Raw genomic sequence first — 26,479 nt, 5'->3', positions numbered from 1 at the left:
TATAGTGTTAGTCGTTGCTCACTGGGAGCGGTTCGTCGTCAAGATTCAACGGTCTATCGTCTTTCTTGTTTGCAGGGACGACTCCTGGAACTGAGTCCAATGGAGCATTTTTGGTCATTCCTTTTGGGAGGGTGTGGAGATTTCTTTTTACGTATTCGCCGGTATCAATGTTCTTAAACAGGATGTTGTCCGCCCTGATGGCCACAATCTCGACGTTGAACTGTCGCTGGCCTCTGATCACGGGGAAAACATCGCCTTTGCTGAACTCACGCGAGCCAATGGTAAACTTGCTTTCGGACGGCATCACCGTATTGACCTTGATCGCGGCGATGGCGTTAAGGAACGCGCCTTCCTTCATTTTTTTCTGTGCCGGTTTTGCCAACGCGGCCTCAGGGTCCTGCGCCAGACCAAAGGGACCCACCTGACGCTGCGTTATCGGCAGTTTATTTCTCATCGCCTCAATCCAGGCGAGACGATTCTCCCCTATGAGCGTTCTCGAACTCTCTTCAACGAACTTCGCACCAGCAACCGCTTTGGGTGGCGTGTCCGGAGTCGCATCTTGCGCATTTGCCACGGCCATCACCATGACAAGAGCTGAAAGTATTGCTGCTACTTGAGTGTCCATACCGTGAATGTTGTTTTAAAGTCAATGACCTTGCCTCCGCTATCAGGAGTCATGGTCAGTGAATCGAGTTGCATATTGGGCAGGGTCGACTCCATTTCCATCAGAGCCGTCTGCATCGCCCTGTAGGTGGCCGAGAACGACATATTGACTTGGCTGGCAGGTTGCGAAACCCCCTTGCCAAGGCCTTCACTGTAGTTCACCCAGTTGTGCGATGATTTAGTGAGCTCCTTGCCGGTGAATTTTTTCTCAGCTTGCTTCCAGTGCTCGAGGAATGTCCCGCGTGTTTCCGTGCGCATCAACCGGTCCCATTCGGCGAGGAGTTTTTCGTTATTCTTCACCTTGCCTTGGAGTTCCATGTTTTGGCGCATGGCCAGCTGGGATTGGTCATACTTTTTCTTTTTGACCGTATACTCGCTACTCACTGACGAAGTCATGTACAAGGCGACACCGGCGATGATCGCCATCAGCAACATCGGCAGACCGATGCCAAATACAGCCACAGATTGTTTATAGTAATCGTTCATCTGGTATTTCCTGTTGTTTTTATCGCCGCAATAGCCAGCTTGTCCTCGCCACTAAAAGTCTGGGAAATGGTAATGGTGAATGCCCGGCGGAACATGTCCCCTGGGTTCTGGGGATTGATTGTATTATAGGTTGGGTTGGGACGTTGCTTGAGGTTCACCGTGACATCCCTCTTGCTGACGTCCGGCAGGTAGGCTTCGTTGCCGGTCTTTCTGGCTACTTCCTTGAAAAGCTTTTTGATACCATCCCGGGTGCTGAATCTCTCGAGATACTCAACGCCTTTATCGCTTCCGTATCCATTGATCACCCATTCCTTGGTAAAACCAGTTTTTTGTCCGTTGATACCAGGTTTGGGGATAACGCGGTGATTGACGTCCTTTAATACAACCGAGCCGTCAGTTGGAGTAAGGCGTGCCACGAGCTCCATACTCACCCAGGCCTTCGAACGGTCCATCAGCAGATTATCCCAATGCTCATAGCGCTTCAGCTCGGCTGTGAGTGCGATTGCGCTGGTCGCAGAATTGACTGATTTGTGAGACCAGGCGTCACTCTTGACCTTGCCTGATATCGAGACACCAGCATAGGCAAGTATCCCGCCAAGAACCAGCACGGCTACCATTTTCGCCCTTCTGCCGATTTTCAGCAACCTCATGTCACTCTCAGCGGGGAACATTTCCACCTCCTCCCTAGCGGGCGAGAGAAAATCCTGCAGGTGCCATAAATCTTCACGCAGTGAAGTAAATGTCTCATTATTCCCGAGCGGATAGACCTCCGGGTCCAGGGCTTCAGTGGTCACCATGTATTCAATCGGCAAATCCGCAGGCAGGCCTTTGCTCTTGAGTATTTCCTCGGCATTGATAAGCAGGATATCCGATCCCATCATCGAACTCTGCAGACTGACAATCAGCCCCTCCATATCGTTGCCTACCATCGACAGGACACTGATTTCAGGGCTCTCTAGCTCAAAGGCGGTTGCCGTGGCCATCACGGCGGGACCTAGATTCGTTGGATTGCCGGCACCATTTGCGTGAGGCATGAAACGCAGCATCATCAAGTCGCAGTGCCGGTTAAAAAAGGCCAACAGGGTGAAGGTTTCGTAATTAAACACGGATATGGCTCCATGCTCACTCGCCGTGGTGAACCAAGGCAGGGAGGCAATGGCACACAACGGCGCACTCAATGCACAGGTCCTGATAGGTAGGTTTTTTTTGTTTCCAATCTCCCTCAAATATTTAAGGGTGCCACTATGGCGCCTAGAAACGGCCACGACCGTTGCAAACTCATGCCCGGCCGCAGCCCCCGGGTAGGGGAAAAGCCTCCACGAGTGGGTTTCCGTTGATACGGTTTTATCGTCGAGTACCTCCATCGGGTCCTCGAGCATCATGGCTCGCAGGTTATTGATCTCGACCGGGTTCTGGTGCTCCGGCCCCAGGCCCGCTATGGAAAATTCGTCAGCCAGGTAAAAAACAACACCTATTGACTTGGCTTTCTTGGCAGCCTCGTGCGCCAAGGCGGCGTCAATAAATTTTTCCAGCTCATCGCGTTGTTCAAGCTGGCGTGAATTCAGCCCCTCAATTTTTTCAAACAGGTTGTGGGACTTCACGTGAAGATAACAGGTGACTCCACTGTTATCCTTAAGGTAACAATGAATCTGTACATCCAGATCCAAGGCATCTCGATACCAGTCGGGATTCTTCATCCTACTGGTCGTTTTCGCAACTTTCACCGTACGGCGGTATTGCTGAAAAATATTCAGTTCGGATGGATGTTGGGCTTCGATCATCTTCTTGGAATTTGTTTTCTGTTGGGCCCAAATTTCGAGCCCGGTCGTCAAGTTAAATGTTAGGTCGTTGTCAACACTAACATGCTTCCTCCCATTTAATGAGTCAATCCGCTGCCAGCCCTTTGTGGACTGACAGCAGATGAATCATTTTTCAGATTGTGAAAATCTGATTACCAACCGTTGACATCGTCCGGGTTGTGCTTACGAGCAGCAGCATCGGTCTCAGAACCGGATGTTGAGTCATACTCAGCGCAAAGAGCAGCGACGTTACTTACAGCAGGGTAAGTTGCGTCGATGGTGTATGCACCGCTTTTGGTAGGACACGTGGGAGTTGTCTCGATGTACTTGCCGGTCCCGATGATATCGGTGGTGGTAAGTGTGTCTCCAACGTTCTTGCCGTTGAGGTTCTGATCAGCACGCACAGCCTGGTGGATGTTACGGATGTTCAGGATACAAGCGGCACGGTCAGCACCTTGCTTGTAGATGTTCGCTCCGATGAAGAGCACGGCAATCAGGGTGAGCAGAACGAGAATCACGACGGTGATCTCGATCAGTGTCATACCTGGCTTAATCTTAGTTGCAGTTTTTGTCAGTTTCATTGTTTTTTTTGTTGTGTTGTTGGTGTGGCCGATTGCCACGTATTGGGAACGTTTGCAGACACTTCAAACATACTGGGTATCTTATCTATGCATTCGTGCGTCCTCAAATTTGTTTGAGCATCTGTGTTTAACCAGCCACTCTAAAGGATTGGAATTGTATGTTTACCAACCGTTGACGTCATCCGGATTGTGTTTCCGGGAAGCTGCGTCGGTCTCGGAACCGGAGGTTCCGTCATACTCGGCGCAAAGAGCAGCGACGTTGCCCACAGCAGGGTAGGTTGCGTCGATGGTGTATGCACCGCTTTTGGTAGGACAAGTAGGAGTGGACTCGATGTACTTGCCGGTCCCGATGATATCGGTGGTGGTAAGTGTGTCTCCAACGTTCTTGCCGTTGAGGTTCTGATCAGCACGCACAGCCTGGTGGATGTTACGGATGTTCAGGATACAAGCGGCACGGTCAGCACCTTGCTTGTAGATGTTCGCTCCGATGAAGAGCACGGCAATCAGGGTGAGCAGAACAAGAATCACAACAGTGATCTCGATCAGTGTCATACCTGGCTTCAGTTTGGTTGCAGTTTTTGTCAGTTTCATTGCTAGTTTTTGTCTTGTTTTTTGTGTTGTTGTTGTTGTGGCTCTTGCCACGCATTGGGAACGTTTGTTTACACATCAAACATACTCAGTGTCTTCCCTGTGCATTCTCGCGTTCTCAAAGGTTTCCCGGGTGATTTTTCCTTCGTCAAAGAGGCTGCGCAGTTTCGCATCCCATGCGATGTTGCCAGCGCGCTTGATCACGTCCTCCAATGCTCGAGAGCCACGATCATAGCTTCCAATCGCGCTGGATACAGCGTCCTCGTTGTTCTGTAGAAATTCGTAGGTTAGGACACGCCCGTTAATGCCACTGAGCAGTCCCTGGGAGTGGATAAAAATCAGAATCTCACTCAAGCGGTTCAGCACGGCTGGATGGTTCTCCCGTGGATACATCTCAAGGATACGCCCCATGGTTTTGACGGCCCCGGTGGTGTGGAGTGTTGATAGAACCAGGTGTCCGGTTTGAGCCGCCTCCATACAGGTCTCCATGGCTTCACGGTCTCGAATCTCACCAAGAAGAATGACGTGAGGGGCTTTACGAAGAACATCCTTCAAGCCCTGGCGATATGAGGCCAGGTCCCTGCCAACCTCTTGCTGGGTAACGATGCTGGGAGCCATGATACGATGCTCCGGCGCATTGGGATCAGCCATATCGGCAGGATACTGGTATTCCACAGGATCTTCCACAGTCACAATATGCTTTGGATGATTGCGCCTCAGCCAATCGATGATTGCAGCCAGGGTGGTTGATTTACCGGAACCCGTTGGCCCTGTAACCAGACACAGACCCGCACGGCGTTGCACAGCAAGCTGCAACATTTCAGCTGTATCCTGATCGATTCCCAGGTTACACAACTCTGGGATCGTGTCGTTCAGGATACGACAGGTAATGCCGAGCCCGCTCGCACTGAGGTGCACTTGAATCCGCAAACGTCCGGAGGTTTTTCCGGTTGCCACGACAAAAATACCGTTACAGGAGAAGTCATCCACACAGGTTTTCTGGAAACTATTGACCGCATCATCAATCTTGCGGTCCGAGCGTTCCTCTGCGCTTTCCTGCTCGCCAAAACCATGGCTGGCTGACTCGCGGTTACGTAGTAACTCACGGTAAATCTCATAGACATCATTGCCCGTCAGAACCCCCAGCTGAGACAGGCACTCCATACCATGGTTGGTTTCGACATAGACCGGAAGCTCTGACCGGATCTGGACATCAGAGACGCCCATCGAATCACAAACCTGGAAAATCACACCCAACATCCCGGCACCGGTCATTCCTGACTGGAACGTAGGTTGGGGTGCTGCCCGGGGCACCGGTGGCGGTGTTGTAACCGCACCGTTAGGAACCGGTGGCGGTGTGGCTGCCACGCGTTGCCCAACAGTGTCTGTCGATGGTGATATCATGTGTTAGTTGATTTTTCTCTCCGAATTCAAGGCGTTTGCCATTTTGGTAGACATCACACGTTTCATGTAAATGCCTTGTGCTTTACGCAATTCAATCAGGTATCGGACCCTTTCCTCCATCTCCTTGACCCGCTCCACTGATACAATGCGTCCGGCCTCAAGAGCCTCACGACGCAACCTGACGTAGTTATCTATACAGAAGTCAAACTCAGCCAAACTCGCCTTGGCTTCCTCGATGGAATATCCTTGGTAGTACCTGCCGATGTGGAAAATGATATTGTAAGCAGCACTGGCAGCGGTCACCCATGAGGCAGGGTCGGTCTGGTCTCTTTTACAAAATTCCAGGGTGCGTCTAGCCAAGGCAACCGCCGCATCATCATCTCCTTCAGACCTCCCATAAGTCGTGGAAGCTATGAATAGGTGATAGTTTCCGTAATTCGTGTAGTTCGACGGATCGAGTTCGTATGCCAGACGGAGCTTGTCTTCCGTGACCCCCTGAAGGTATTTCTGATGGGCAGCCGACAATGGCTTGCCATCCGTCTTCCGGTGTGCTGAGGCGGCCATCTGCTTGATGCGCAATTTAGCGATCTCCCTGAACGGCTCGTCTTCATGGGTCGCTACTTGTGGCGGCTCATGCCCATGTGCGCCGCAGCCACAACCTTCAGCGTGCTCTTCCACTCCGTGGTCGTGGCCAGCATGATCATCGCAGCCGTCGGCGCAACCTGCATCATGCTGGTGGCCTGTAGCCAGTATGGCTTCGTCTTCATGGGTCTTGCCTTTATGCCAGTAGAAATCGACGGATCCCTGCATCGCGAGCGCGAGGATTTTTCCATACGGACTTCCCTTGACGCAAGCCACATTGGGTTCGTAGGCAAGTGCCTCCTCAGAATTGAACTTCTGAGCCATACCACCCCAAAGCCCTGCCCCCAGGATAAGGGTGCAGCACGTGGCTACCTTGGATGTGGCTTGATTCATGTAAGGGATGGGTCGGCGTTTGATGAAACGGTGTTAGAAACGATTAGGTTACTGGCTTGGCTTGGAAACACATGGTGGAAACCATGGAGAGAACGAGTTTGATTCCCACGAAATAGGCAACCAGCTGGAGAAATTCAGACCCCATCATGCTGCCGTGTTTAAACACCAGGCGGGGAGTCAGGTCGGCGAGGTGGTAGTGAGGGGAGATGACATACAGCCAGTCCAAAAACGCATTGTTCTGGACCGTGGTCATCATGGCAAGATAACCAACCCCATACATGCCGTAGACACTCATACAGAGCGGAATCAGGTAACCGATGGTGCTGCCAAAGCGGCTCCCGACAGCGGTGGCCACCATCATCAAAGGCATAATCACCAGTAAAAACAGCGCGGCATACTGCAAGTTGGTAGCCACCCACATCCTGGCCTGCGAGGCTTCTCCTGGCATGGCGCCAACCAGGCAAACAGCCACGGTAACGGCAACAAGGGGCAGCAGGAATGTCAGGCAAGCCAACCAGATCTGCATCATTTGACTCACCCGGGAAACCCCGGCACTCAGGAAATACGCACCCAGTCCTGAACGCGCCGTGTCGTCACCAAAGCGTGCGGCCTGGAAAAACACCCAGGCAATCGATACCACCCAAAGACAGATCCAGGCGGCCTGCGCCCTTGCAGGGGCAATCAAGCTCGGATTGCTTTCATAAGGAGTGAGGTAAGGCAGGATAATCGGCAAGACCAGCGCACACAAAAACGCAACGATCCAGACCTTGCGCTGAAGCATTGTGGCTAGTGTTAAACGATAGAGTTGCATACGATAATAAGGATCTAGTTAAGTTGGGTTTTGAGCTCGCCCCACTGTTTCGGGACATCTTCACCCGACAAGTGGACTATTTTTCCGTCTGTGATCAGCACGGAACTTTCCATTTCCATGCTGTCGAAATCAGGGTGGCAACTGACCAGGCGGAGCACACCGTCTTGACGCTGGCTCCACAAATCCTGGAAAATCTCCCGGGCAAACGCATCCAGGCCGGTAAATGGCTCATCAAGCAAAAGGATGTCTGAACGGCCCTGCTGCACGGAAAACTCGGCGACCAGCAGCGCCACTTTCCGTTTATTCCCCGTCGAAAGTTTGCCATATGGCTTGTGGAGATCCAGTTCCAGCTTGCGGGCCAGATCCATGGCCTGTTTGCAATCGGCCTTTTTCAACAGGGCTTTGAATATCACCCGGGCTGGCAATTCACGGTCAAAGGTCAGGTCTTCGCTCAGCAGCTGGCATCTTCCCTCGCATGAGTATTGCCCTCCCAGCGGCTTCAAGACCCCCGCCAAGGTCCTCAGCAAGGTTGTCTTACCACGACCATTGCGCGCCAAAAGATAATGGGTTCCGCTACCCAGCTCAATGTCACCATCGGCCTCGACCACCTGAGCCAATCGCTCCTGATAGCCAATGCTCAGCCCGCCGGGTAATCCGACTTTCGGTGTGTTATCCATAAGTTTCATGTAAGGTAGGTATGAAGCTAATGGAGGTTTTATATATTTTAAAATGTATTAGCAAGGAAAAAAGACTATCAATTAATCTTAAATAATCTTGCCATCCTGCTTTTTCGTGCTGCCATCCACCGCGTTTGGGGGGATTTTCAGGCAAAATCATGCATTTAATGCGTGATTCAGTGTTTCCTTTTTCGCCGAATCAGCATATCCCAGCGCTGCAAAACGTCATGACCAACCGTATCGATACCACTTTCCAGCAACTTCATACTGCCAATGAAGCCGCATTTGTCGCCTATGTCTGCGCTGGCGACCCAAGCTATGACGCATCCTTATCCATCGTTAGAGCACTGGCTGATGCCGGTGCCGACATCATCGAACTTGGAGTCCCCTTCTCCGATCCACAGGCCGACGGCATCGTCAACCAACTTGCTGCCGAACGGGCACTGAAGGCGGGTATGTCAGTAGCCAGACTGATGGATTTCATCCGTGATTTCCGGAGCACCCACGATACCACCATCGTGCTCTTCACCTATCTGAATCCGGTTTATGCTTATGGTTATGAAAAATTCCATACCGATGCCGCGGCCGCTGGTGCGGACGGCATCCTCTTACTCGACCTGCCGCCCGACGAGATAGCCAACAACAAAGAGCTCACCAGCTCGGAAGGGCTGAAGCACATCACTTTGATTTCCCCGTCCACCCCGCCGCAGCGCATGCAGATGCTGGCGGCCCAATCGGAGGGCTTTATCTATGCCCTCTCCAGAATGGGTGTTACCGGCGCCCAGGCCGCCCCGTCAGCCAGTATCGGTGCACTGGTGGCCTCCATCAAGCAGCACACCGACACCCCGGTTTGTGTCGGCTTCGGCATCAATACACCCGAGCAGGTCTCAGACGTTGCATCCGCATGCGACGGTGTTGTCGTCGGCTCAGCGATCGTTAACCAGGTTGCAGAAAATGCGACCGACCCTCATTTAGCGGCAATCGTCAGTGCATTCACCACTCCCCTTATCGCAGCCACCAAGAACCCCACCAGCGCATGACTCTATCTTTTTATAAAATGAACGGTGCCGGCAACGACTTCGTCGTCATCGACAACCGCGGCCTCGACCTCAACCTTACCCGCGAGCAGATTGCCAGGCTATGTGACCGCCAACGCGGTGTGGGAGCAGATGGCTTGTTAGCCGTCGAACCTGCTGAAAAGGGGGCTGACTTTAAGTTCCGTTATTACAATGCCGATGGAGGCGAAGCCGAGATGTGTGGCAATGGCGCCCGCTGCTTTGGCAAATACACCGCGATGTTGTTAGGCGAAGGCACGGATCATGTGACCTTTGAAACCATCGCCGGCACCCTCAGTGCGGATATCATTGGCGACAATGTCCGTATTGCCATGTCCGACCCGTTTGATCTGGAACTCCATGCCAACATCCCTGTCGACGGACTGGATGACGAGGTCCATGTGATCAATACCGGCGTTCCTCACGCCGTTGTGTTTACCGATGATCTGGAAAACTTTGACGTGCCCAAGTACGGTGCCGCGATCCGCTACCACGGTCACTTTGCCCCCAAGGGGACCAACGCCAATTTTACCAAGGTCATCAGCGACCAGCACATTGCCATCCGCACCTACGAACGCGGGGTCGAAGGAGAAACCCTCGCCTGTGGCACCGGTATGACTGCCTGCGCCTTGATCCACCACCTGCTCAACGGGGCAAGCTCACCTGTGAGTGTCGATGTCGCAGGAGGCGAGACCCTGGAAATCGGATTCGAAGCCGGCCCGGACAACACTTTCACCAAGGTCACTCTAACCGGCCCCGCCGACTTCGTCTTCAAAGGCACCATCACCATCTGACCCATCGCCGCCCCAGCGGCGTAGGCCAACAATTTCCCAATAACCAATAACTGATAACTATTCCCCATGTTCCAAGGAACCCATACAGCACTGATTACCCCTTTCCGTAACGGCAAGGTGGATGCCGAAGCCTTTCGGGCACTTATCGACCGTCAAGTCGCGGGCGGTGTCGACGGCATTGTCCCCTGCGGCACCACCGGAGAATCCCCCACCCTCGGCCGCAAGGAGCACCTGCGGGTGATCGAGCTCGCCGTCGAATTCGCCGCCGGCCGTGTCAAGGTCATCGCCGGCACAGGCGCCAATGCCACGTCTGAAGCAATCGAACTGACTACCAAAGCCGCACGACTTGGCGTGGACGGCACCCTACAAGTCTGCCCCTATTATAACAAGCCGTCCCAGGAGGGACTCTATCAACACTACAAGGCGATTGCGGAGTCCACCGACCTGCCCATCATGCTTTACAGTATCCCCGGTCGCTCCGTGATTGAAATCGCTGTCGAGACCATTGCTCGCCTCGCCGCCGATTGCCCGACGATCATCGCCAACAAGGAGGCCGGTGGCAAGCCGGAGCGCGTGACCCAGATCAAGGCCGCCCTGCCGGATGATTTCCAGATCCTCTCGGGTGACGACCCCCTGACCATCGAGTTTATGAAGCGCGGTGCCGTCGGACTCGTCTCCGTGGCCACCAACCTCATTCCCGATGTCATGTCCGGCCTGGTCCGGGCCATGGCTGAAGGCCGGGTGGCAGACGCCGAAGCGATCCAAGCCAAGTATGAATCACTATTCAAAACCCTGATGTCCATCGACACCAATCCGGTGCCGATCAAATCCGCCGTCGCCTACCAAGGCCACTGCACCGATGAACTCCGACTTCCACTTGTCAATCTCTCCAAGGAAAACGAAGCCGTCCTGCGTGCGACCATGACCCGCTACGGCCTACTCTAACACATTTGTTCCATGACCCAATTACTCATCACAGGTTCCAGCGGCCGCATGGGCCAGACGCTGATCCAAGCAGGCAACGAAAACCCGGACACCGAAGTCACATCCACCCATGATGCGGGCCAGGATCTCGCTACCGCTTTCCAAGGTGTCGATGCCGCCATCGACTTCACCGTACACCACTTTACAGGTGAGGTGCTTGTCCAGGCCTTGGCTACCCATACACCACTGGTCATCGGCACCACTGGCCATACCGACGAGGAAAAGGCGCGTATCACGGAGGCCGCGACAACACTGCCCATTGTTTTTGCACCCAACTTCTCCGTCGGCGTCAACACCCTGTTCTGGCTCACCCGTAAGGCGGCCCGGATTCTGGGGAACGATCGTTTTGATATTGAGGTGACCGAAATGCATCACCGCCACAAAATCGACGCTCCCTCCGGAACCGCACGGAGATTGTTAGAAATCCTCAACCAAGAAACCGATACCAGCTACGAGGCCGATGTCACCCACGGCCGCGTCGGCAACATCGGCGCCCGCCCGAGTCGGGAAATCGGCATGCACACGCTGCGCGGTGGTGATGTGGTAGGCGATCACACCGTGATGTTCGCCGCCGATGGCGAACGGCTAGAGCTCACCCACAAGGCGTCCAGCCGCATGACCTTCGCCTCCGGTGCCGTCCGCGCCGCCATCTGGCTCCAAAACCAACCCGCCGGCCTCTACGACATGCAGGACGTACTGGGTTTAAAATAGCCCATTCTGCAATCTGCAATCATTCATTCAAAAAATGGCAACACGCGTCGGCATCGCCCTAGGCTCCAACCTCGGTAACCGGATCGCCCATCTCCAGGCGGCACGGGACATGCTGCGCAAGCTGATGCCGGAGGATGCTCTGTATATGCAGGCTCCGGTCTATCAATCAGAGCCACTCGACTGCCCACCGGACTCACCCGATTTTTTTAACACGGTGGTTGAAATCGACTATATCGGCAGGCCGCACGATCTGTTAGAATACACGCAGGGTATCGAGTTTCACCTGGGTCGTGGTATCGTTTACCAACAGAATGCGCCACGCATTATCGATGTCGACATCCTCTACTTCGGCACCGAAACCCTCAACGGAGGGATTCTCACCATCCCGCACCCGGAGCTGACCCACAGGCGCTTTGTCCTGCAGCCACTGGCGGACATTCGATCTCAGATGATTCTCCCCGGCGATAACGCCACCATCGCCGAACACCTGCATCACCTTGACTCGGACGAGCCGCCTCTTAAACTGGTCCAATCGGACTGGTAACCCAAACGCCATCCAGAATATGGACGCCCAAAAAAAAGCAAAGGCCATCAGTGCCATGAAACACGGAGCCCGGTCGATCTCCGCCCTCACGGCTTACGACTACCCGACGGGGCGCCTCCTGGACGAAGCGGGGGTCGACCTCATCCTCGTTGGTGATTCCCTCGGTATGGTGGTTCTCGGGTTTCCTGACACCACACACGTCACTCTGGGTATGATGCTGCATCACACGGCGGCCGTGGCACGGGGTGTGCGAAATGCGATCGTTATCGGTGACATGCCAATCCACAGTTACGAAACCCCTGAACAAGCACTTGCCACAGCCACCGCCCTCGTCGATGCGGGTGCCGATGTAGTCAAGCTCGAAGGAGGTGTGCGTCAGGTCGAAAAAATCCGCGCGATCATCGAAGCGGGCATCCCGGTCATCGGGCATCACGGCATGCTCCCGCAGCGCGTCCTCGAAGAGGGCGGCTACAAAAAGAAAGGCAAAACCGAGCAAGAGTCAGGCGCCATCCTCGAAGGGGCGCTCGCCCTGCAAGACGCAGGCTGTTTCGCCATTGTATTGGAAAGCGTCGTCCCCGAGCTGGCGGAAAAAATCACCGCCGCCCTCGACATCCCGACCATCGGCATCGGCTGCAAAGGAAAATCAGGCAAACAAACCTGCGACGGTGAAATCGCCGTCATCACCGACGTCATTGGCTCCTACCCCTGGTTCGTCCCCCCCTTCGCAAACGTGCGTGCAGATGTGGCTAGTGAGATCCAACGCGCCGCCACCGAGTTCATCCAAGCCATCTGAACAAATCCGCACTTTCTCACAATTCCATCATCTTACCGCAGGTATCTTGCAGGGGTGAATGATACCCAAAAAGGAAACGAGCTACCTCAGGCAGAAGAAATACATGCGAACTATTCTTGGCATTACCATGACAAGAACTCCGCTCTCTATTATCAGAAGAAATTTGATCGATCCATCAGTAGCCGCATGAGCAGCGCGCGCGAAAAGCGCCTCGTCGCCAAGGCCCTAGCCGAGGCCGCGCGAATCATGGGGAAAAAAACCAACACGCTGAGCTTACTCGACTACCCCTGCGGTGCTGGACGCTTTGCCCCGCTTCTGGCTAGCCGGGTACAGGGCTATCTAGCAGGCGACCACTCACCGCAAATGGTCGATCTTACCGTCCAAACCCTACGCGACCACGGGTTAGCTGACTCCATCATCGGCACGACTTCTGGAGATCTGAGAAAATCAACGCTCGATAACGCATGTGTTGATCTCGCCGCGTCCATTCGCTTACTCCATCATTTTCATAAAAGCGAAGACCGCATCGCCATCCTCTCTGAGCTGCGCCGTATCTCCCGAGGCCCACTCATCACCACTTTCAGGGACGCGGACTCCCTCAAACTACGTTTGCACAAACAAAAACGCCAAAAAGCAGGCAAGCCCTGCAACCGGTCCATGCTAAGCATTCCGGAGTTCACCCAAGAAGCCCAGCAAGCTGGATGGAATTTTCACAAAGCCTGGCATATTTCATCCGCGTTCTCCGGAACCTGCATCGCCCTGCTCACCCCGCTGGAGGGCTAACATCCACGATGGTGATTGTCTACTTTTGGCTCAACCGTCATGCATACAGACACTCCCCAAGACTCCATCGTTGGCTCGCAACCAGCCAACAGAGTCCCACATATCATCCTGATCTTCGCCATCATGTATGAAAGCAAGCTGGAACAAAGACGCCAGCTCCGAGTATAACCACAAGTCAGTATCATCTGCGCGCAAGGTACTGGCAAAATCATAAACCCTGTGCCATAGTCGGCTGCAACCAAGCAGCCGTCCCAATGCCCTCCCCCGAAAAAATCGCCGCCCTCGAAGACCGCATGGCGGCGCTCGGCGTCACCGAGGATACCTTGGTGGAAAAATTCATCCAGGGCAGTGGCAGTGGTGGCCAGAAAATCAACAAAACCGCCTCCTGTGTTTACCTCAAACACATTCCCAGCGGCATCGAAGTGAAATGCCAGCAGCAGCGGTCGCGTGAACTGAACCGCTTCATCGCCCGACGCGAACTCTGCGAGCGGCTTGAGGAAATACGCGACGGCAAAAAATCCGCGAAACAACAGGCACAGGAAAAAATCCGCCGCCAGAAGCGACGCCGCTCCCGCCGGGCCAAAAACCGCATGCTCGACGACAAATCCAAGCACGCCCAAAAGAAAAACCTGCGTAAACCGCCACAAAGGGGCGATTAAGCTTCAAACTTCTATCTCCAAACTTCAAACTTCCTGCATGCAGCAGTATCTCGACCTCCTCACCGACGTTCTCGAAAACGGCGAATCCCGTACCGACCGCACAGGCACCGGCACAGTCTCGGTATTCGGCAGGCAGGCCCGCTACGATCTCCGTGATGGTTTCCCCTGTCTCACCACCAAGAAACTGCACCTCCGCTCGATCATCCACGAGCTGCTCTGGTTCCTCAAGGGCGATACCAACATCGCCTACCTCAAGGAAAACGGCGTCCGCATCTGGGACGAGTGGGCCGATGAAAACGGCGAACTCGGCCCCGTTTACGGCCAGCAATGGCGCGCCTGGGAAGGTGACGACGGCGAGGTGATCGACCAGATTGCAAACCTCATCGACGGACTGAAAAACAACCCGCACTCACGCCGCCACCTCGTTTCGGCGTGGAACGTTGGCAAGGTCGACCAAATGGCGCTGCCCCCCTGCCACATGCTGTTCCAGTTCTACGTCCACGACATCGGCTCGGACAAACCCGGCCTCTCCTGCCAGCTCTACCAGCGCAGCGCCGACCTCTTTTTAGGCGTCCCCTTCAACATCGCCTCCTACGCCCTGCTCACCATGATGGTGGCCCAGGTCTGCGGCTACGAGGCCCGTGACTTCATCCACACCTTCGGCGACCTGCACCTATACAGCAACCACCTCGAGCAAGCGAAGCTCCAGCTCACCAGAACGCCCAAAGACCTCCCCACCATGTGGATCAACCCCGAAGTCACCGACATCCTCGGTTTCACCGGCGACGACTTCGAACTCCGCGACTACGATCCAGCGCCCCACATCAAGGCGGAGGTGTCAGTCTGACTGCTAGGAATTTGCTTTTTACTGCTAGGAATTTGCTTTTTGGGTGAGGTGTCAGAAGGGCTTGCCATGGGGTGAAAAGGGGGTTAAACACCGGCCGTCGCTGTCACCGAAGGCAACGCCACCTTCACCCTTGACGGACTCCAGCCGGACACCACGTATTTTTTCCGCCTCTACGTCGAACATGACAAGGGCAAGAGCTGGGCCTTTGAGTCCGGCACATTCGCCACCCTGTCATCCAGGGAATAAGCAAACAGAGACCGGCCACCGGCGGTGTCTGTGAGGTGATCTAAAAACCTGCTTGCAAAAAAATAACGCCCTCCGGCTGGGAGGGCGTTTGTTGCGAAAAATGGATTTTCGGATTTTTCTGCCGGAGCCAAGCCTTACTTGCGGCGGCGCAGGATCAGGGCGAGACCACCGAGGCCGATCAGGGCGGTGGAGGATGGTTCTGGCACGGCTTCCACGGTGAAGCTCGAAATGGTGAATTTGGTATTGCCTGCGGAACCGGCGCCGATGGTCACTGTGGCTCCGTCCGGGATGTCAATGCTCTCAGGGTCAGCAACAAATGCGATGTCGCTTCCTCCATTGATTGTGTAGGTTTCGCCACCATTGCCCCCGTAATTCAGTTCAACCTGCGTAATGACCAGGGTTTCGCCAGCGGCCAGTCCACTGAAATTACTGATGCCCAAGGTTATCCACTCCTGGGGTCCGGCAGTATCATTGTTATCAATTCCGGAGCCTGCCGAACCGCCGGCCACGCCGAGACCGCCTGTTTGGTTGCCCAATGTGTTGCTGGCCGTGATGGTAAGGTCAAAGCTCACTCCGGCGCTGCCTGTGCCTGCGGTGGTGTTGAAGGTTCCGGTAGCTGCGCCATGGGCGTCTGTGATTCCTGTGGTCAATGCATCGCCGATTCTGGTCGCGCCGGTAGTTCCAGTGACAAAAGTTACTGCGGCGTGGGATGCGGGAATGGCTGCCATGAAGATAGCTGGTAGTAGGATGCTTGGTCTGATTTTCATCGTGTTATGTTTGTTCGGATTTCAGGGAAACTGATGGCAGTGTATGTACAATCCGGTGCCCTGCCATCATTTTGCACTGGATTTTAGTGGTGTATGTAGTGTACCACTCGGCAGGAGGAAAATGAGCCACCGCATCCATCGCAACCCACTGCCTTCGAAAGTCGCTGAGCACCTGCGGCAGGAAATCCTGGACAAGGTCTGGTCCGGTCGGCTGCCGGGGAGGCGTGTGCTGGCCAAACGCTACAAGGTCAGCGAGAAGACCTGTGCTGCGGCCATAGAGCTGCTTGGCAAGGAGGGACTGCTCAGCAAGGGGGGGCATGGCAAGCCGTGGAAAATCAAGCGTTCCCCGCGGGTGGCGTCAGGAACCATGCGGGGCAAGAACCTGCTCATCCTGCACGACGCGCACTCGACACCGTCCCATGAAGACGATGTCCTGCTGAGAGCTTTTGAAACCATCTGGCAGGATGCGGCCGGGCAAACATTTCGCGGAGTGGTGGACTACCTTTACTACAAGCATCCGGCCAGTTATCTCAAGCAATTGATCCACCGGCATGCGGTGGATGCCATCGTACTGTTCGCACCGCCACCTGTGTGGACCGAAGTGGCGCACCAATGCCTGCCGGTGTTTCAGATCAGCGGCCAGCCCTGCAAGGATCGGGCAACCAGCTATTTTTCCTACTACGTCACGCCGGAAGTCGAACGTTTTACAAGATATCTGGCCGGTCTGGGACATCAGAGAATTCTGGTTCCGTGGCGTGAGGCGAATATCGTGCCGTTCATTGCGGAGGGATTGCGAAAAGGCTTCGACGGCAAGTATTCCGAGAAGCAGCTGGCTCCGTTTTGCCCCTTGGTCGAGAATGATACACCGGAGTTTTGGAGCCGGTTCTGGCACCAATCCATCGCCTCGCTCGAGCCGAGCGCCGTCATCGTCTTTGATGATAGGCACCTGATTTCCCTATACAGTTTCTGCGCCCGGGCCGGGCTGAAAATCCCCCGGCACCTGTCCGTGATACTCATGGCCCACAATCCGCTGTTTGACTGGGTCAGGCCCAAACCCACTATGAGCGCCTTTGCCGACAAAACCGTCATCAGTCATTTCGAGCGCTGGATCCGTGACGGCCACCAACCCCGCGGCGTCCATTTCCTGCCGCTTGTGCGGATTGATGGAGAGAGCGTCGGGCCGGCGAACCCAGAGAGCGCCGCGGCCTCACTTTGAGTCACGCTTACTGCTAGGAATTTGCTTTTTGGGTGAGGTGTCAGAAGGGCTTGCCATGGGGTGAAAAGGGGGTTAAACGCATCGCATTAAAGAAGCTCAGCATGCACGTAGACCAGCAACGCCCATACCCAATCAGTTACGAAGGACATATCGTCGGAGACTGCTTGACCGATCTTGTGGTAAATAACGAACTCATCATCGAAGCCAAGTCCATCGACAGCATCGGCGACAATGAAATTGCACAATTGCTAAACTACCTCAGAGTAGCCAAAATAAACTTGGGGTTACTGCTCAATTTCAAACCAGCCAAACTTGAAATAAAACGCGTTGTAAGATGACCTTCATCACAGATAACTCAGATCCGCCCAGATGACCACAGATCACACCCTCTGCCTAACAAATTCAAAACCCATAAAATCCATCCACATCCATTAAAAAATGAACTCTCCACAACCACTCAAAGTAGCCATGATCGGTGGCGGTGCCGGCGCATTCATCGCCAACCCGCACCAGAAAGCCATCCACTTCGACGGCACCCGCAGGGTCCACTCCGTCGCCCTCCACCCGGACCCGGAAATCGCCATGAACGAGGCCAATAACTGGCCCTACCCCGTCAAAGGCTACAAGTCATACGACGATCTGTTTGCCGACCAGGCGAGCTTGCCCGAGGACCAACGCGTCGATTACGTGCTCATCGTGACCCCCAACTTCGTCCACTTCGACCCCGCCATGAAGGCGCTCGAACTCGGACTCCCCGTGATGTGTGAGAAACCCCTCACCGTCAACCTTGAGGAAGCCGACCTCCTCGTCGCCAAGGCGCGCGAGAAAAACGTGCCCTTCGCCGTCGCCCACACCTACCTCGGCCACTGGAGCAGCTGGTTCAGTCGTCACATCGTCCAGAGCGGCCTCCTCGGGGAAGTCCGCTGGGTGGATTCCTACTACATCCAGGGATGGCTCGCCGACAAACTCGAGGACTCCGGCCAACAGCAAGCCGCATGGCGCACCGACCCTAAAAAAGCCGGCGGCAGCGGCTGCGGCGGCGACATCGGCACCCACGCTCTGATGCAACTTCGTTTTGTCACCGGACTCGACGTTGAACGTGTCTCGGCCAGACTCGACAAGTTTGTCCCCGGACGCCCGATCGACGACCACTTCACCACCTACGGCGAACTCTCTAACGGCGGCAAGTGCCTCGTCCGCGCCTCGCAAATCTGCATCGGTCATAAAAACGACCTCGGCATTATGATCGCCGGCACCAAGGGCGCGCTCAAGTGGAGCCAGGAAGACCCCGAGAAAGTCACCATCTTCCTCCAGGACCAGCCGGACCGCACCTACTGGCGCGGCGCGGTTTCCGCCAACGACGGATTCCTGGGCGACGTGCCCCAGTGGCTGCTCGACGAACCCACCATCCCCAGCGGCCACGGCGAAGCCTTCCACGACGCCTATGCCCGACTCCACCGCGAGTTCGAAAAAGACGTCCGCGCCTATCAGGCGGGTGAAGCCTGGAGCTGTGACGGCAGCAAATACGCCAACATCGACGACGGCCGCATGGGCCTCGCCTTCATCGACGCCGCCCTCAAGTCCGACGCCGCAGACGGTGCCTGGGAGGCGGTGACCAAGGGCTAAGGCCATACACGTCAACCTGACTCGCGCACAACAAGCAGCCGCAATCTCTACCTGAGGGGCTCAAACACCTTGTGGGAAAAATAGCGCTCCATGCGGTCGGGGAAGACCGTCACGATTGTCGCATCCTCCGCCAGATCCTCCGCCAGATCCTTCGCAGCTTCCATCGCGGCGGCGAGGTTCAGTCCGGACGAGGGTCCCACCGGGAAACCCATCGCCCAGAGCCGGTGGGTCAGCTCCATGCAGCGGCTGTCATCGATGGCAATCTCACGCAGGTCAGCCGCGTCAGCTGTCTGCCGCCAGTCGGAGAACAGCATGGAGCACCCGTCCATCACACCCGGCACGTCCTTGGAAAAACGTAACGAACAGCACTCCACATTGGAAACCATCGCCCCCTCGGCACACTGCGGGATCGCCGCCACCGGACGGGTCACGCACCCGGCACTGGAAAACCCCTGGTGCATCCCCACCAGTGTGCCGCCGGTGCCGATGCCCGACACCACGGCATCGATATTCACATCGGGAAGCTGCACCATGACCTCATGGGCGGTGAAAAGCTGGTGCGCCTCGGCGTTGTCGGTATTTTCAAACTGCTGTGTTAGGAATGCCCCCTTAGCATTGGCAAACTCTGCCGCCATCCGGATCACCTCCGGCATCCCGCCACTCACCTTTCTCACTTCCGCTCCATAGGCCTGGATCATCAGCGAGCGCTCATTGGTCGCGGTATCGGGAATAAACGCCAGAAAACGCAATCCCATCTGCGCGCAGTTGAGCGCCAGGGCGATGGACGTGGAGCCCGATGACGCCTCCACCACCAGCCCTCCCGGCCCCACCTTGCCCTGCCGCCAGGCTTTTTCCAGGATATGCCGTGCAATGCGGTCCTTCGTCGAGCCTGAGGGATTCAGATACTCGAGCTTGCACCAGATTTCCGGAGAGTCTGCGTCCAGCCGGACGGGCACCAAAGGTGTGGCGGGAATACGGTGCAGGTAACGGTGACGTGGTAACTTTTTCATTGCAGCGAAGATGCGCATCCCATGCCGCATGGAAAGTCCAATCCTCGAAAAAAACGCCGGAGCAGATCACTAAATACTGACTCGAAGTCGATAGAAAACATTCTGATTCTCCGGAGCAAGGATGTAAGTATCCTTGGTTACCCCCTCGCCTTGATCCACTGTGATCACCTCGGTCGGAGTGGCATCAAACCAATCAATAAGATTATACGAGTATCTCACCACCGCTGTAACATCCGTTGCTGCTGTGGAGCGCAAGACCTCGAAATGGGGGTTACCTGAAACCGCAGAGATCGAGACGGGACTGTACGAGCGCACTGCGGGATCGGTGCCCAGGTAATATTCCATCAGCAGCCCGAGGCCGTCGCCGTCTCCATCCTGGTTTCCAGGTGCCGTTTGCAGCCCATTCTCCTGGCGAAACTTATCATACCCACCGGGCAAGACGTTGATCTCTGCTGCGCTGGCATAGTTTGTCCCGTTTATTTCATCAATGGCGGTAAAACGGAAGTAGCGTGCCTTTACATCATCGGCAAAGAAGACCTTCTGAAGCACCGGGCTGTTTTTGATATTTCCAAACTCTGCCTCAGCAACGTTCGTCCAGTTAACGTTGTCCACACTGACTTCAAAGCGGTAGTTTTTAACAATCCCATTCTCCCCGCTCACACGCGGCAGGTAGGAAAAACCACCAATCAAACGGCTGGTCTGCATGTCGATGGTGACCTGGTGGGGGTGAGAGCCGCCGCCACCGCCCCACTGAGTATGCCAGAGCGTGTCTGGGTCATCATCTATCGCGTTGCTGGCACGCTCGCCTTCCGCTATTTCTTCACTGCTCACGGAGATGACTTGCCAGCCTATTGGGGCATAGCCAGAGAAGGTCTTAACCGTGGCGAGACTCACCGAGCCGGCATTTTCGCTAATTGCTTTGATCGTGCCACCCATCGGCAGATCGATCGGTGCTGTGTATAGCTTGGATGCCGTGGTCGGCTCACTGCCATCATCCGTATAGTAAATAGAATCCCCACCCGAGGCTGAAATCGAAACCTTGCCCTGAGCATCACGGTTGGCGATCAACGGAGAGACTAATAAGCTGACCGATTTATAAAGCGCCACATTCGCAAGCGTGGGTTCTAACCGCGACTGGGTAATACGGATCCGCACCTTGTCCGTCGATGTCTCCGTAATCTTGAGAATACGTTTATGTCCCACGGTGGTTGCCGTAGCCTTTTCTTCCCAGCTTGTCCCATTCCAGGTATCCACGGCAAAATTCTCAATCCGCATACTGCGCACAGCGATCGCCTCCTGCAGAACCACCCGGTCAATCGTTTGAGCTGATGGTAACGTTAAGGTCAAGGTAGGGGTCGAGACTCCGGCTTCAGGCTCCCAGTAGGAATCGAGGTCTCCATCCAGACAATTGCTGGCTGGTTGACCGGCCAGAGTCGAATCTGCAGCCATCGTACCACCGGAAGCCAGGTTCGTAGCATAGGTTTGTTGAATGATGGTCATCGCCTCCATCAGTGGAGTGATCTGATTGTCGGGAATCAGGCCACGTGTATCCGGCGAGAGGTTCAGCAGGAGGTTGGCATTGCGGCCGACCGAGGCGTAGTAGATATCGATCAACTGGCTTGCTGTCTTCACACCGTGTGAGGACTTCCAGAACCATCCGTTGAGAATCTTGGTATCGGCTTCTGCAGGCCACCAGGTCAGGGTCTTTCCGCCAACCAGTTTGGAGCGACTGCCGAGATCAGGTGCGCCGCCAGTTGTCAGATTAGACACTGGCGTCGGGATAACGCTCCACTCGGTTTCACGGGCGTAACCTGTTTCGTTGCCGACCCAGCGCACGTCCGGTCCGTCGATGGCGATGTTGGTGTTCGGCTGCAGTGTGTTGATCAGATCATACCAGGCGGCGCGGCTGTAGGTCTGGCCGGTGCCTGGCTTTGGGTTAGCGCCATCAAACCACATTTCTGCAATATCACCGTACTCGGTAAGCAGCTCGTAAAGCTGGTTGAGAAAATAGCGATTGTAGTCATCGACATCATACGAGTAGGTGGTGAATCCGGTTGGTGGCGTGCGGCCTTGCGATGGATTGCTGTTGAAGGTGGCCGGATCGGTTGGAATGGTGGATGTCTGGGAAGAGCTGCCATTTCCGTAATATCCGGATCCATTGGTGTAACTCAGGGGCGATTCGATCTGGTAGAGATCCGCCGGGGAAAGATAGACACCGAACTTAATGCCCTGTGCCGCGCAGGCATCAGAGACGGCACGGACAAGATCGCCATTACCGCCGAGCCATGGACTGGACGCTACATCGTGGGTGGTGTAGCGGCTGGGGTAGAGGCAGAAGCCCTCGTGGTGCTTGACCACCAGCATAAGCATTTTTCCGCCAGCGTTTTTAATGGTCGTTACCCATTGCGCAGCATCGAGGGCGGTGGGGTTGAAGTCGGCGGGATCCTCAAAACCGTTGCCCCACTCCGAGCCGGTGAAGGTGTTGGGGCCGAAGTGGATGAAAAAGGTGTTTTCCAGTCGTTGCCAGTCCACCTGCTTCTGGCGGGGCAAAGTTTTGGCAGCCTTTTCCACCTTGATCGCCTCGGTGTCTGTGGGGTTTATAAAATGGCTGGTGGCGTAGTCGATGGTAGGCGGCGGCGTGAGCACTCCACCATCAAGGTGAACGCGATCGATGTGCATGTCCTTGCCTCCCGCAGACAGGGTGAAACGAAGCTGCAAGCGTGTATTGGCGGCGGGTGCACTGAGTGAGTAGTCCACCTGGGTAAAGCTAGCTTGAGCTGTGGATGTGGAAATCGTGCCCAGCGTTGCATAGGTGGCATTTGCCTGCGCATCCCAGAGGCTGACCGTTAGAGTGGTGTCCGCGCCCGTGCCGCCGGTTTTGTAGTCGAAGCTAAGATTGACGGTTTCCGCCGCCGCCACCGTGAACATAGCGGCGGACGTGAGGGTTTCGCCGCTGTCGTTGTGGATCTGGATGTAACGCGAATCTGTGGCGGTATCCGCGCCAAATGGAGCAGTGGTCAGGCCGGAGTTTCCTGATGCCAGCCAGACCCCTGACGAGGCAATCCAGCCATCAGGCGAACCGTTAAAACCGGTTGTGGCACTGACAAAGCCACCGTTGTGCTTGGACGAGTCGATGATGGTATCTGCCTGAGCCGTGACGACGAGCAGTGCAGAGAGTAAGAGAGTTGTATGGAATTTCATCAGTAGGAAAAATGGGTGGATAGGAAAAAATCAGTTCAAAGCAGGACGGGCGAGCGCGAATCCTCACTCATTGAGTGGGTAAACATACATAGAACGGCAATTCTCGATGGTGCCAGCCATATGGCATCGCTCACTTACAGGCAGATAGGCGGAAGAAGTTAACGTCATTCTTAGAGTAACATTGCCTTACACAAATCCCCCCTCAGCAGCATGAAGCCATCGAGGGGGGATGAATGAAGTTAGAAGTTTCTTGTCTTACTTACGGCGACGTAGGATCAGAGCAAGTCCGCCGAGGCCGAGAAGGGCTGTGGAGGAGGGTTCTGGGACTACGCGCAGAACAACAGCGGCGGCACCTGGATCAGTTGGGCCAATTGCGTCAATCGTAAAGGCAGTTTCAGCAGCACCGGTTGTGAAAGTGCCAATTACCCAGCCGCCAGTTCCACGGGTCAGGGTTGCACTTGCCAGGCCTCCGTCATTATCTTGGAACTGAGTGGTACGAGTGCTGATGCCACCACCACGAAGGTCATGAATACCGATGATCTGGATTTTATACTGGGTATTGGCTTGCAGACCGCTGAGGGTCAGCTCCCAGGGATCACCAGTGCCACCGAAGGCAGCGTGATTGTTAATAATACCGTCCAGAGTTGAATCCCCTGTGCTGGCTCCACCGTTGTTTGTCCAGAACGGACCGCTGCCACCAGCAGAGCTGAAGCTGACACCATTCACGGTACCTCCAGCCCCGAAGTCGAGAGCTCCGTTGGCCGCTGCAAAGGAGGATGTTCCACTCGGCCAATCGTCCTTTGTGTATGTGATCCCGGTCGCTGCAACTCCCTCATTGAGGATATCAGTCGTGGCAGTAATTGCGGTCGTCGAACTGGCTCCGGCGTCCCAGGTAATTACGGCCGCCTGGCTGACTCCTGTCATGGCCGCGAGGGCCAGTAGTATCGTGTATTTCATTTGTTTTCTATTTTGTTTTTAGTGATTTCTTACCTCCTGAGCTGTATAAAGATCAGGCCTTCTCTATGACACAGGCACGAAAGCTGTAGGGGTTAACAATCAATTTGAAAAAAACTTGAACCGCTACGGATTCACCTCGTTTTTAAGGTAAATGTTTCTGATTTGCCGACGGCTCAGCGCGCCTTGAAAAACGTAGAGTTCGTCGATGGACGGGGTAATGCTGTAGGCTTCCCGTTTTTTCGCCCAAAGGTGGTTGAATACTCTCAACGGCACCGAATTAATGCCGTCGGTGGAGGTGTTCACGGAGATGTTGCCATCTGCGTTCCGGGGCGCGCTTGCATTGATCTCCGGACGTGTTTGCTCCAACTCTCCATCGATGTAGCTGTAGATCTCCGGGGTGCCATCGGAATTTGAACCGCCGGTGAAAACGTGCGCGACATGATGCCACCGACCGTCATCGACCGGGGTGGTTCCGTGAAGCTCGTAGGCACCTATGGAAAGATTGACAACAGCTCCGGTGGCGCTTGTCTCGACGATGGATAAAAACTCTCCCGTGGCTGAACGGCTGACATCACTCCGCGCTCCCCAACCCACAACCGGGTGCAGGTATTGTTTTCCGGGCGGCAGTTTTAACCAGTAGGCGATGGTGCGGGGGGCATTGCCCTCGATGCCGGGCCAATCCGTGGTCATGAAGCCACCTCGCCCAGTGGAGCAGAGCGCAGTGCCGAACTTTCCCGGAACGGATGCAAATGGGTCATGCCTGTCGAGGGCGACGGCTTTCGAGAGTATGCCGTCTTTGGTCGGGAGGTTGCCGCTGACAAGGTAGATGTCCTTACCCTTGCCGTCGAAGCTCCAGTGTAAATGAGGCAGGAATGCGGGAAGGCGTGTCAGAAAAGCGCTGGCGTGGATAGGTACGGAGTCCAGGCGGCCAATGGGATCGATACGGCGGCCTTGCCCCGCCCCTAGCGTCGCAGTCTCCATGCGCAGGCGGGTGGCTGCCACCTGAACCCTGCCTTTGAAAACATGCACCTCATCGTGGTCATTGGGATTGGAGATCACACCAAACTCGGTGCCCAGGTCCACGATCTCCAGATCATGGGTCTTGACCTGAAACCCGGTCGCGTTGGCGGGAACGTGGAACCATGCGATCCCTTCTCGCATGAAGAGGGTGTCGTCATCATGCAGGGTGACATCAGCCGGTGCTTGCACAACTGACCTCACTCCAGAGCCAAACCGCAGCTCGATCGCTCCCTGGGAAATCTCGAGTCTGCTGCCTTTTTCCAGCACCAACCCCACGGGTGCATCTTCACTGCCGTCGTGAGTCAGCGTGAACTGGGTGCCTGGGGCTGAAGCAAAAGTAAGCGCGGGCTGCGGCTCCTGCACAAAAAACAGCCGCATCGCCATCAGCGCGATCACCAGAACCGCAGCCGCGGCAAATACAGCAACACGGGAGGCCTTCCTCCGCTGCACACGGAGAAGCTCCTCCACCGGAACCGCAGGGGTAGGTGCCGCCAAGGACTTGATTCCCCTGGATCGCTGTCTGAGCAACGTGGTCATGCGGGCGTAGTGACAATAGAGCTCACGAGCCTGCTCCGAGGTCATCAGCCGCTCACGCAATGCAGGCCAATGCGCCTCCGGCAGGGTGCCCTCAAGGAGTTCCTGAATCCGGGTTTCAAGTTGGACGGGTGTCAACGGCATCAGCTTGTCTGGGTGGCTTGATCCATGGGCCGACGGGCTTCAATACACCGCTTCAGGGTAGCGCGAATGCGGCACAAGCTGACCCTGATCGAGCCGAGTGGGCGCCCGCTACTTGCGGCATATTCCTTCAATGGAGCATCCGTGTAATAGCGGTGCGTTATTAGCTCCCGCTCATCAGGTTTGAGCTTTTCCATGCAATACTCAAGCGCGGGGCGGAGATCGTGCATGGGATTATCTTCCGCCGTATCGACCATCGTCTCGGTGATCTGCCGGGCGAGATCCTCGTCAATGACCAGCCAGCTCTTGCGCTTGGATTCCTTGAGAAAAGCACGCACCTCCCAGCGAGCGATGCTGAACGCCCAGGCACGGAAATTGGTATTCCTCTTGAACAACGCACGTTTTTTCCAGAGCACGAGATTGGTACGCTGCAGGACATCGTCAACCGAGGCGTTGCCCGGCAACAGGGAATGAATATACGCCAGTATCTCGGCCTGGTGGGTCGCTATCTGGGTGACGACCTCGTCGTCCGATTTACTTGAGAAAAATCTCACCGTAAACTAACAGCGGATTGAGCGGGGATGTTAACAGGTTTTCCCGGAAAAAC

At 55.3% G+C, this 26,479-nt stretch carries 26 protein-coding genes and 1 pseudogene; 12 read left to right on the top strand and 15 right to left on the bottom strand.

Annotation, left to right across the window (positions count from 1 at the left end):
• Positions 1-7: 7 nt before the first annotated feature.
• The 9 genes from H7A51_19045 to H7A51_19005 all read right to left on the bottom strand — a co-directional run bounded on the left by H7A51_19045 (position 8) and on the right by H7A51_19005 (position 7,984).
• Positions 8-625 carry a hypothetical protein gene (locus H7A51_19045; protein MCP5538316.1) on the bottom strand — a complete coding sequence of 206 codons (618 nt, stop codon included), beginning with the start codon at positions 623-625 and terminating at the stop codon, positions 8-10.
• Positions 610-1,149: a hypothetical protein gene (locus H7A51_19040; protein MCP5538315.1), complete on the bottom strand. Its 540-nt coding sequence runs from the start codon at positions 1,147-1,149 to the stop codon at positions 610-612. The genes H7A51_19045 and H7A51_19040 overlap by 16 nt, the downstream gene beginning before the upstream one ends.
• Positions 1,146-2,930, bottom strand: coding sequence for a hypothetical protein (locus H7A51_19035; protein MCP5538314.1), 1,785 nt, complete (start codon positions 2,928-2,930; stop codon positions 1,146-1,148). Before H7A51_19035 ends, H7A51_19040 begins: the two co-directional genes overlap by 4 nt.
• Positions 2,931-3,100: 170 nt before the next feature.
• Positions 3,101-3,529 carry a type II secretion system protein gene (locus H7A51_19030; protein MCP5538313.1) on the bottom strand — a complete coding sequence of 143 codons (429 nt, stop codon included), beginning with the start codon at positions 3,527-3,529 and terminating at the stop codon, positions 3,101-3,103.
• Positions 3,530-3,691: 162 nt separating this feature from the next.
• Positions 3,692-4,120: a type II secretion system protein gene (locus H7A51_19025; GenBank protein ID MCP5538312.1), complete on the bottom strand. Its 429-nt coding sequence runs from the start codon at positions 4,118-4,120 to the stop codon at positions 3,692-3,694.
• 75 nt (positions 4,121-4,195) lie between these two features.
• Positions 4,196-5,521, bottom strand: a complete 1,326-nt coding sequence (gene tadA / locus H7A51_19020) for a Flp pilus assembly complex ATPase component TadA (protein MCP5538311.1) — start codon at positions 5,519-5,521, stop codon at positions 4,196-4,198.
• Between the two features lie 3 nt (positions 5,522-5,524).
• The gene (locus H7A51_19015; GenBank protein MCP5538310.1) at positions 5,525-6,496 is read right to left on the bottom strand and encodes a hypothetical protein; all 972 of its coding nucleotides are present in this window, start codon (positions 6,494-6,496) and stop codon (positions 5,525-5,527) included.
• A 43-nt stretch (positions 6,497-6,539) separates the two neighbouring features.
• Positions 6,540-7,277, bottom strand: a complete 738-nt coding sequence (locus H7A51_19010) for a hypothetical protein (GenBank protein ID MCP5538309.1) — start codon at positions 7,275-7,277, stop codon at positions 6,540-6,542.
• A 44-nt stretch (positions 7,278-7,321) separates the two neighbouring features.
• Complete coding sequence (locus H7A51_19005; GenBank protein ID MCP5538308.1) at positions 7,322-7,984, bottom strand: ATP-binding cassette domain-containing protein; 663 nt, start codon at positions 7,982-7,984, stop codon at positions 7,322-7,324.
• Positions 7,985-8,211: 227 nt separating this feature from the next.
• Here H7A51_19005 and H7A51_19000 point away from each other — a divergent pair, with 227 nt between their 5' ends.
• The 9 genes from H7A51_19000 (at position 8,212) to H7A51_18960 (ending at position 15,154) form a co-directional block, all read left to right on the top strand.
• Complete coding sequence (locus tag H7A51_19000) at positions 8,212-9,024, top strand: tryptophan synthase subunit alpha (protein ID MCP5538307.1); 813 nt, start codon at positions 8,212-8,214, stop codon at positions 9,022-9,024.
• Complete coding sequence (locus H7A51_18995; protein MCP5538306.1) at positions 9,021-9,833, top strand: diaminopimelate epimerase; 813 nt, start codon at positions 9,021-9,023, stop codon at positions 9,831-9,833. The genes H7A51_19000 and H7A51_18995 overlap by 4 nt, the downstream gene beginning before the upstream one ends.
• A gap of 66 nt (positions 9,834-9,899) precedes the next feature.
• Complete coding sequence (locus tag H7A51_18990; GenBank protein MCP5538305.1) at positions 9,900-10,778, top strand: 4-hydroxy-tetrahydrodipicolinate synthase; 879 nt, start codon at positions 9,900-9,902, stop codon at positions 10,776-10,778.
• A 12-nt stretch (positions 10,779-10,790) separates the two neighbouring features.
• Complete coding sequence (locus H7A51_18985) at positions 10,791-11,528, top strand: 4-hydroxy-tetrahydrodipicolinate reductase (protein MCP5538304.1); 738 nt, start codon at positions 10,791-10,793, stop codon at positions 11,526-11,528.
• Between the two features lie 34 nt (positions 11,529-11,562).
• A complete protein-coding gene (gene folK / locus H7A51_18980; GenBank protein MCP5538303.1) occupies positions 11,563-12,072 on the top strand; it encodes a 2-amino-4-hydroxy-6-hydroxymethyldihydropteridine diphosphokinase in 510 nt (169 codons plus the stop codon).
• Between the two features lie 19 nt (positions 12,073-12,091).
• Positions 12,092-12,865 carry a 3-methyl-2-oxobutanoate hydroxymethyltransferase gene (gene panB / locus H7A51_18975; protein ID MCP5538302.1) on the top strand — a complete coding sequence of 258 codons (774 nt, stop codon included), beginning with the start codon at positions 12,092-12,094 and terminating at the stop codon, positions 12,863-12,865.
• Between the two features lie 54 nt (positions 12,866-12,919).
• Positions 12,920-13,648 carry a class I SAM-dependent methyltransferase gene (locus H7A51_18970; protein MCP5538301.1) on the top strand — a complete coding sequence of 243 codons (729 nt, stop codon included), beginning with the start codon at positions 12,920-12,922 and terminating at the stop codon, positions 13,646-13,648.
• 254 nt (positions 13,649-13,902) lie between these two features.
• A complete protein-coding gene (locus tag H7A51_18965; GenBank protein ID MCP5538300.1) occupies positions 13,903-14,307 on the top strand; it encodes a peptide chain release factor-like protein in 405 nt (134 codons plus the stop codon).
• A 37-nt stretch (positions 14,308-14,344) separates the two neighbouring features.
• Positions 14,345-15,154 (top strand): thymidylate synthase, encoded by an 810-nt coding sequence (locus H7A51_18960; GenBank protein MCP5538299.1) that lies wholly within the window; start codon positions 14,345-14,347, stop codon positions 15,152-15,154.
• A 380-nt stretch (positions 15,155-15,534) separates the two neighbouring features.
• Here the strand turns inward: H7A51_18960 and H7A51_18955 are convergent, their stop codons facing one another.
• Positions 15,535-16,167, bottom strand: coding sequence for a PEP-CTERM sorting domain-containing protein (locus H7A51_18955; protein ID MCP5538298.1), 633 nt, complete (start codon positions 16,165-16,167; stop codon positions 15,535-15,537).
• 121 nt (positions 16,168-16,288) lie between these two features.
• On the opposite strand from H7A51_18955, the gene H7A51_18950 reads away from it, so the two are divergent.
• The 3 genes from H7A51_18950 to H7A51_18940 all read left to right on the top strand — a co-directional run bounded on the left by H7A51_18950 (position 16,289) and on the right by H7A51_18940 (position 19,009).
• Positions 16,289-17,383: a substrate-binding domain-containing protein gene (locus H7A51_18950; protein ID MCP5538297.1), complete on the top strand. Its 1,095-nt coding sequence runs from the start codon at positions 16,289-16,291 to the stop codon at positions 17,381-17,383.
• A gap of 101 nt (positions 17,384-17,484) precedes the next feature.
• Positions 17,485-17,721, top strand: a complete 237-nt coding sequence (locus H7A51_18945) for a GxxExxY protein (protein MCP5538296.1) — start codon at positions 17,485-17,487, stop codon at positions 17,719-17,721.
• 100 nt (positions 17,722-17,821) lie between these two features.
• On the top strand, positions 17,822-19,009 hold the full coding sequence (locus H7A51_18940; GenBank protein MCP5538295.1) for a Gfo/Idh/MocA family oxidoreductase: 1,188 nt from the start codon (positions 17,822-17,824) through the stop codon (positions 19,007-19,009).
• A gap of 47 nt (positions 19,010-19,056) precedes the next feature.
• Here H7A51_18940 and H7A51_18935 read toward each other — a convergent pair whose 3' ends face one another.
• From H7A51_18935 to H7A51_18915, 5 genes and pseudogenes are all read right to left on the bottom strand, one after another.
• Positions 19,057-20,019: a cysteine synthase family protein gene (locus tag H7A51_18935; protein MCP5538294.1), complete on the bottom strand. Its 963-nt coding sequence runs from the start codon at positions 20,017-20,019 to the stop codon at positions 19,057-19,059.
• 69 nt (positions 20,020-20,088) lie between these two features.
• Complete coding sequence (locus tag H7A51_18930; GenBank protein MCP5538293.1) at positions 20,089-23,220, bottom strand: alpha-L-fucosidase; 3,132 nt, start codon at positions 23,218-23,220, stop codon at positions 20,089-20,091.
• Positions 23,221-23,475: 255 nt separating this feature from the next.
• Positions 23,476-23,547 (bottom strand): annotated as a pseudogene (locus tag H7A51_18925) (PEP-CTERM sorting domain-containing protein).
• Positions 23,548-24,300: 753 nt separating this feature from the next.
• Positions 24,301-25,875, bottom strand: coding sequence for a FecR domain-containing protein (locus tag H7A51_18920; GenBank protein ID MCP5538292.1), 1,575 nt, complete (start codon positions 25,873-25,875; stop codon positions 24,301-24,303).
• Complete coding sequence (locus H7A51_18915) at positions 25,875-26,426, bottom strand: sigma-70 family RNA polymerase sigma factor (protein MCP5538291.1); 552 nt, start codon at positions 26,424-26,426, stop codon at positions 25,875-25,877. Before H7A51_18915 ends, H7A51_18920 begins: the two co-directional genes overlap by 1 nt.
• Positions 26,427-26,479 lie beyond the last annotated feature (53 nt).

This window comes from Akkermansiaceae bacterium, from assembly GCA_024233115.1.
Taxonomy (GTDB): Bacteria; Verrucomicrobiota; Verrucomicrobiia; order Verrucomicrobiales; family Akkermansiaceae; genus Oceaniferula.
This window is presented reverse-complemented; position numbering and strand designations above follow the sequence as displayed.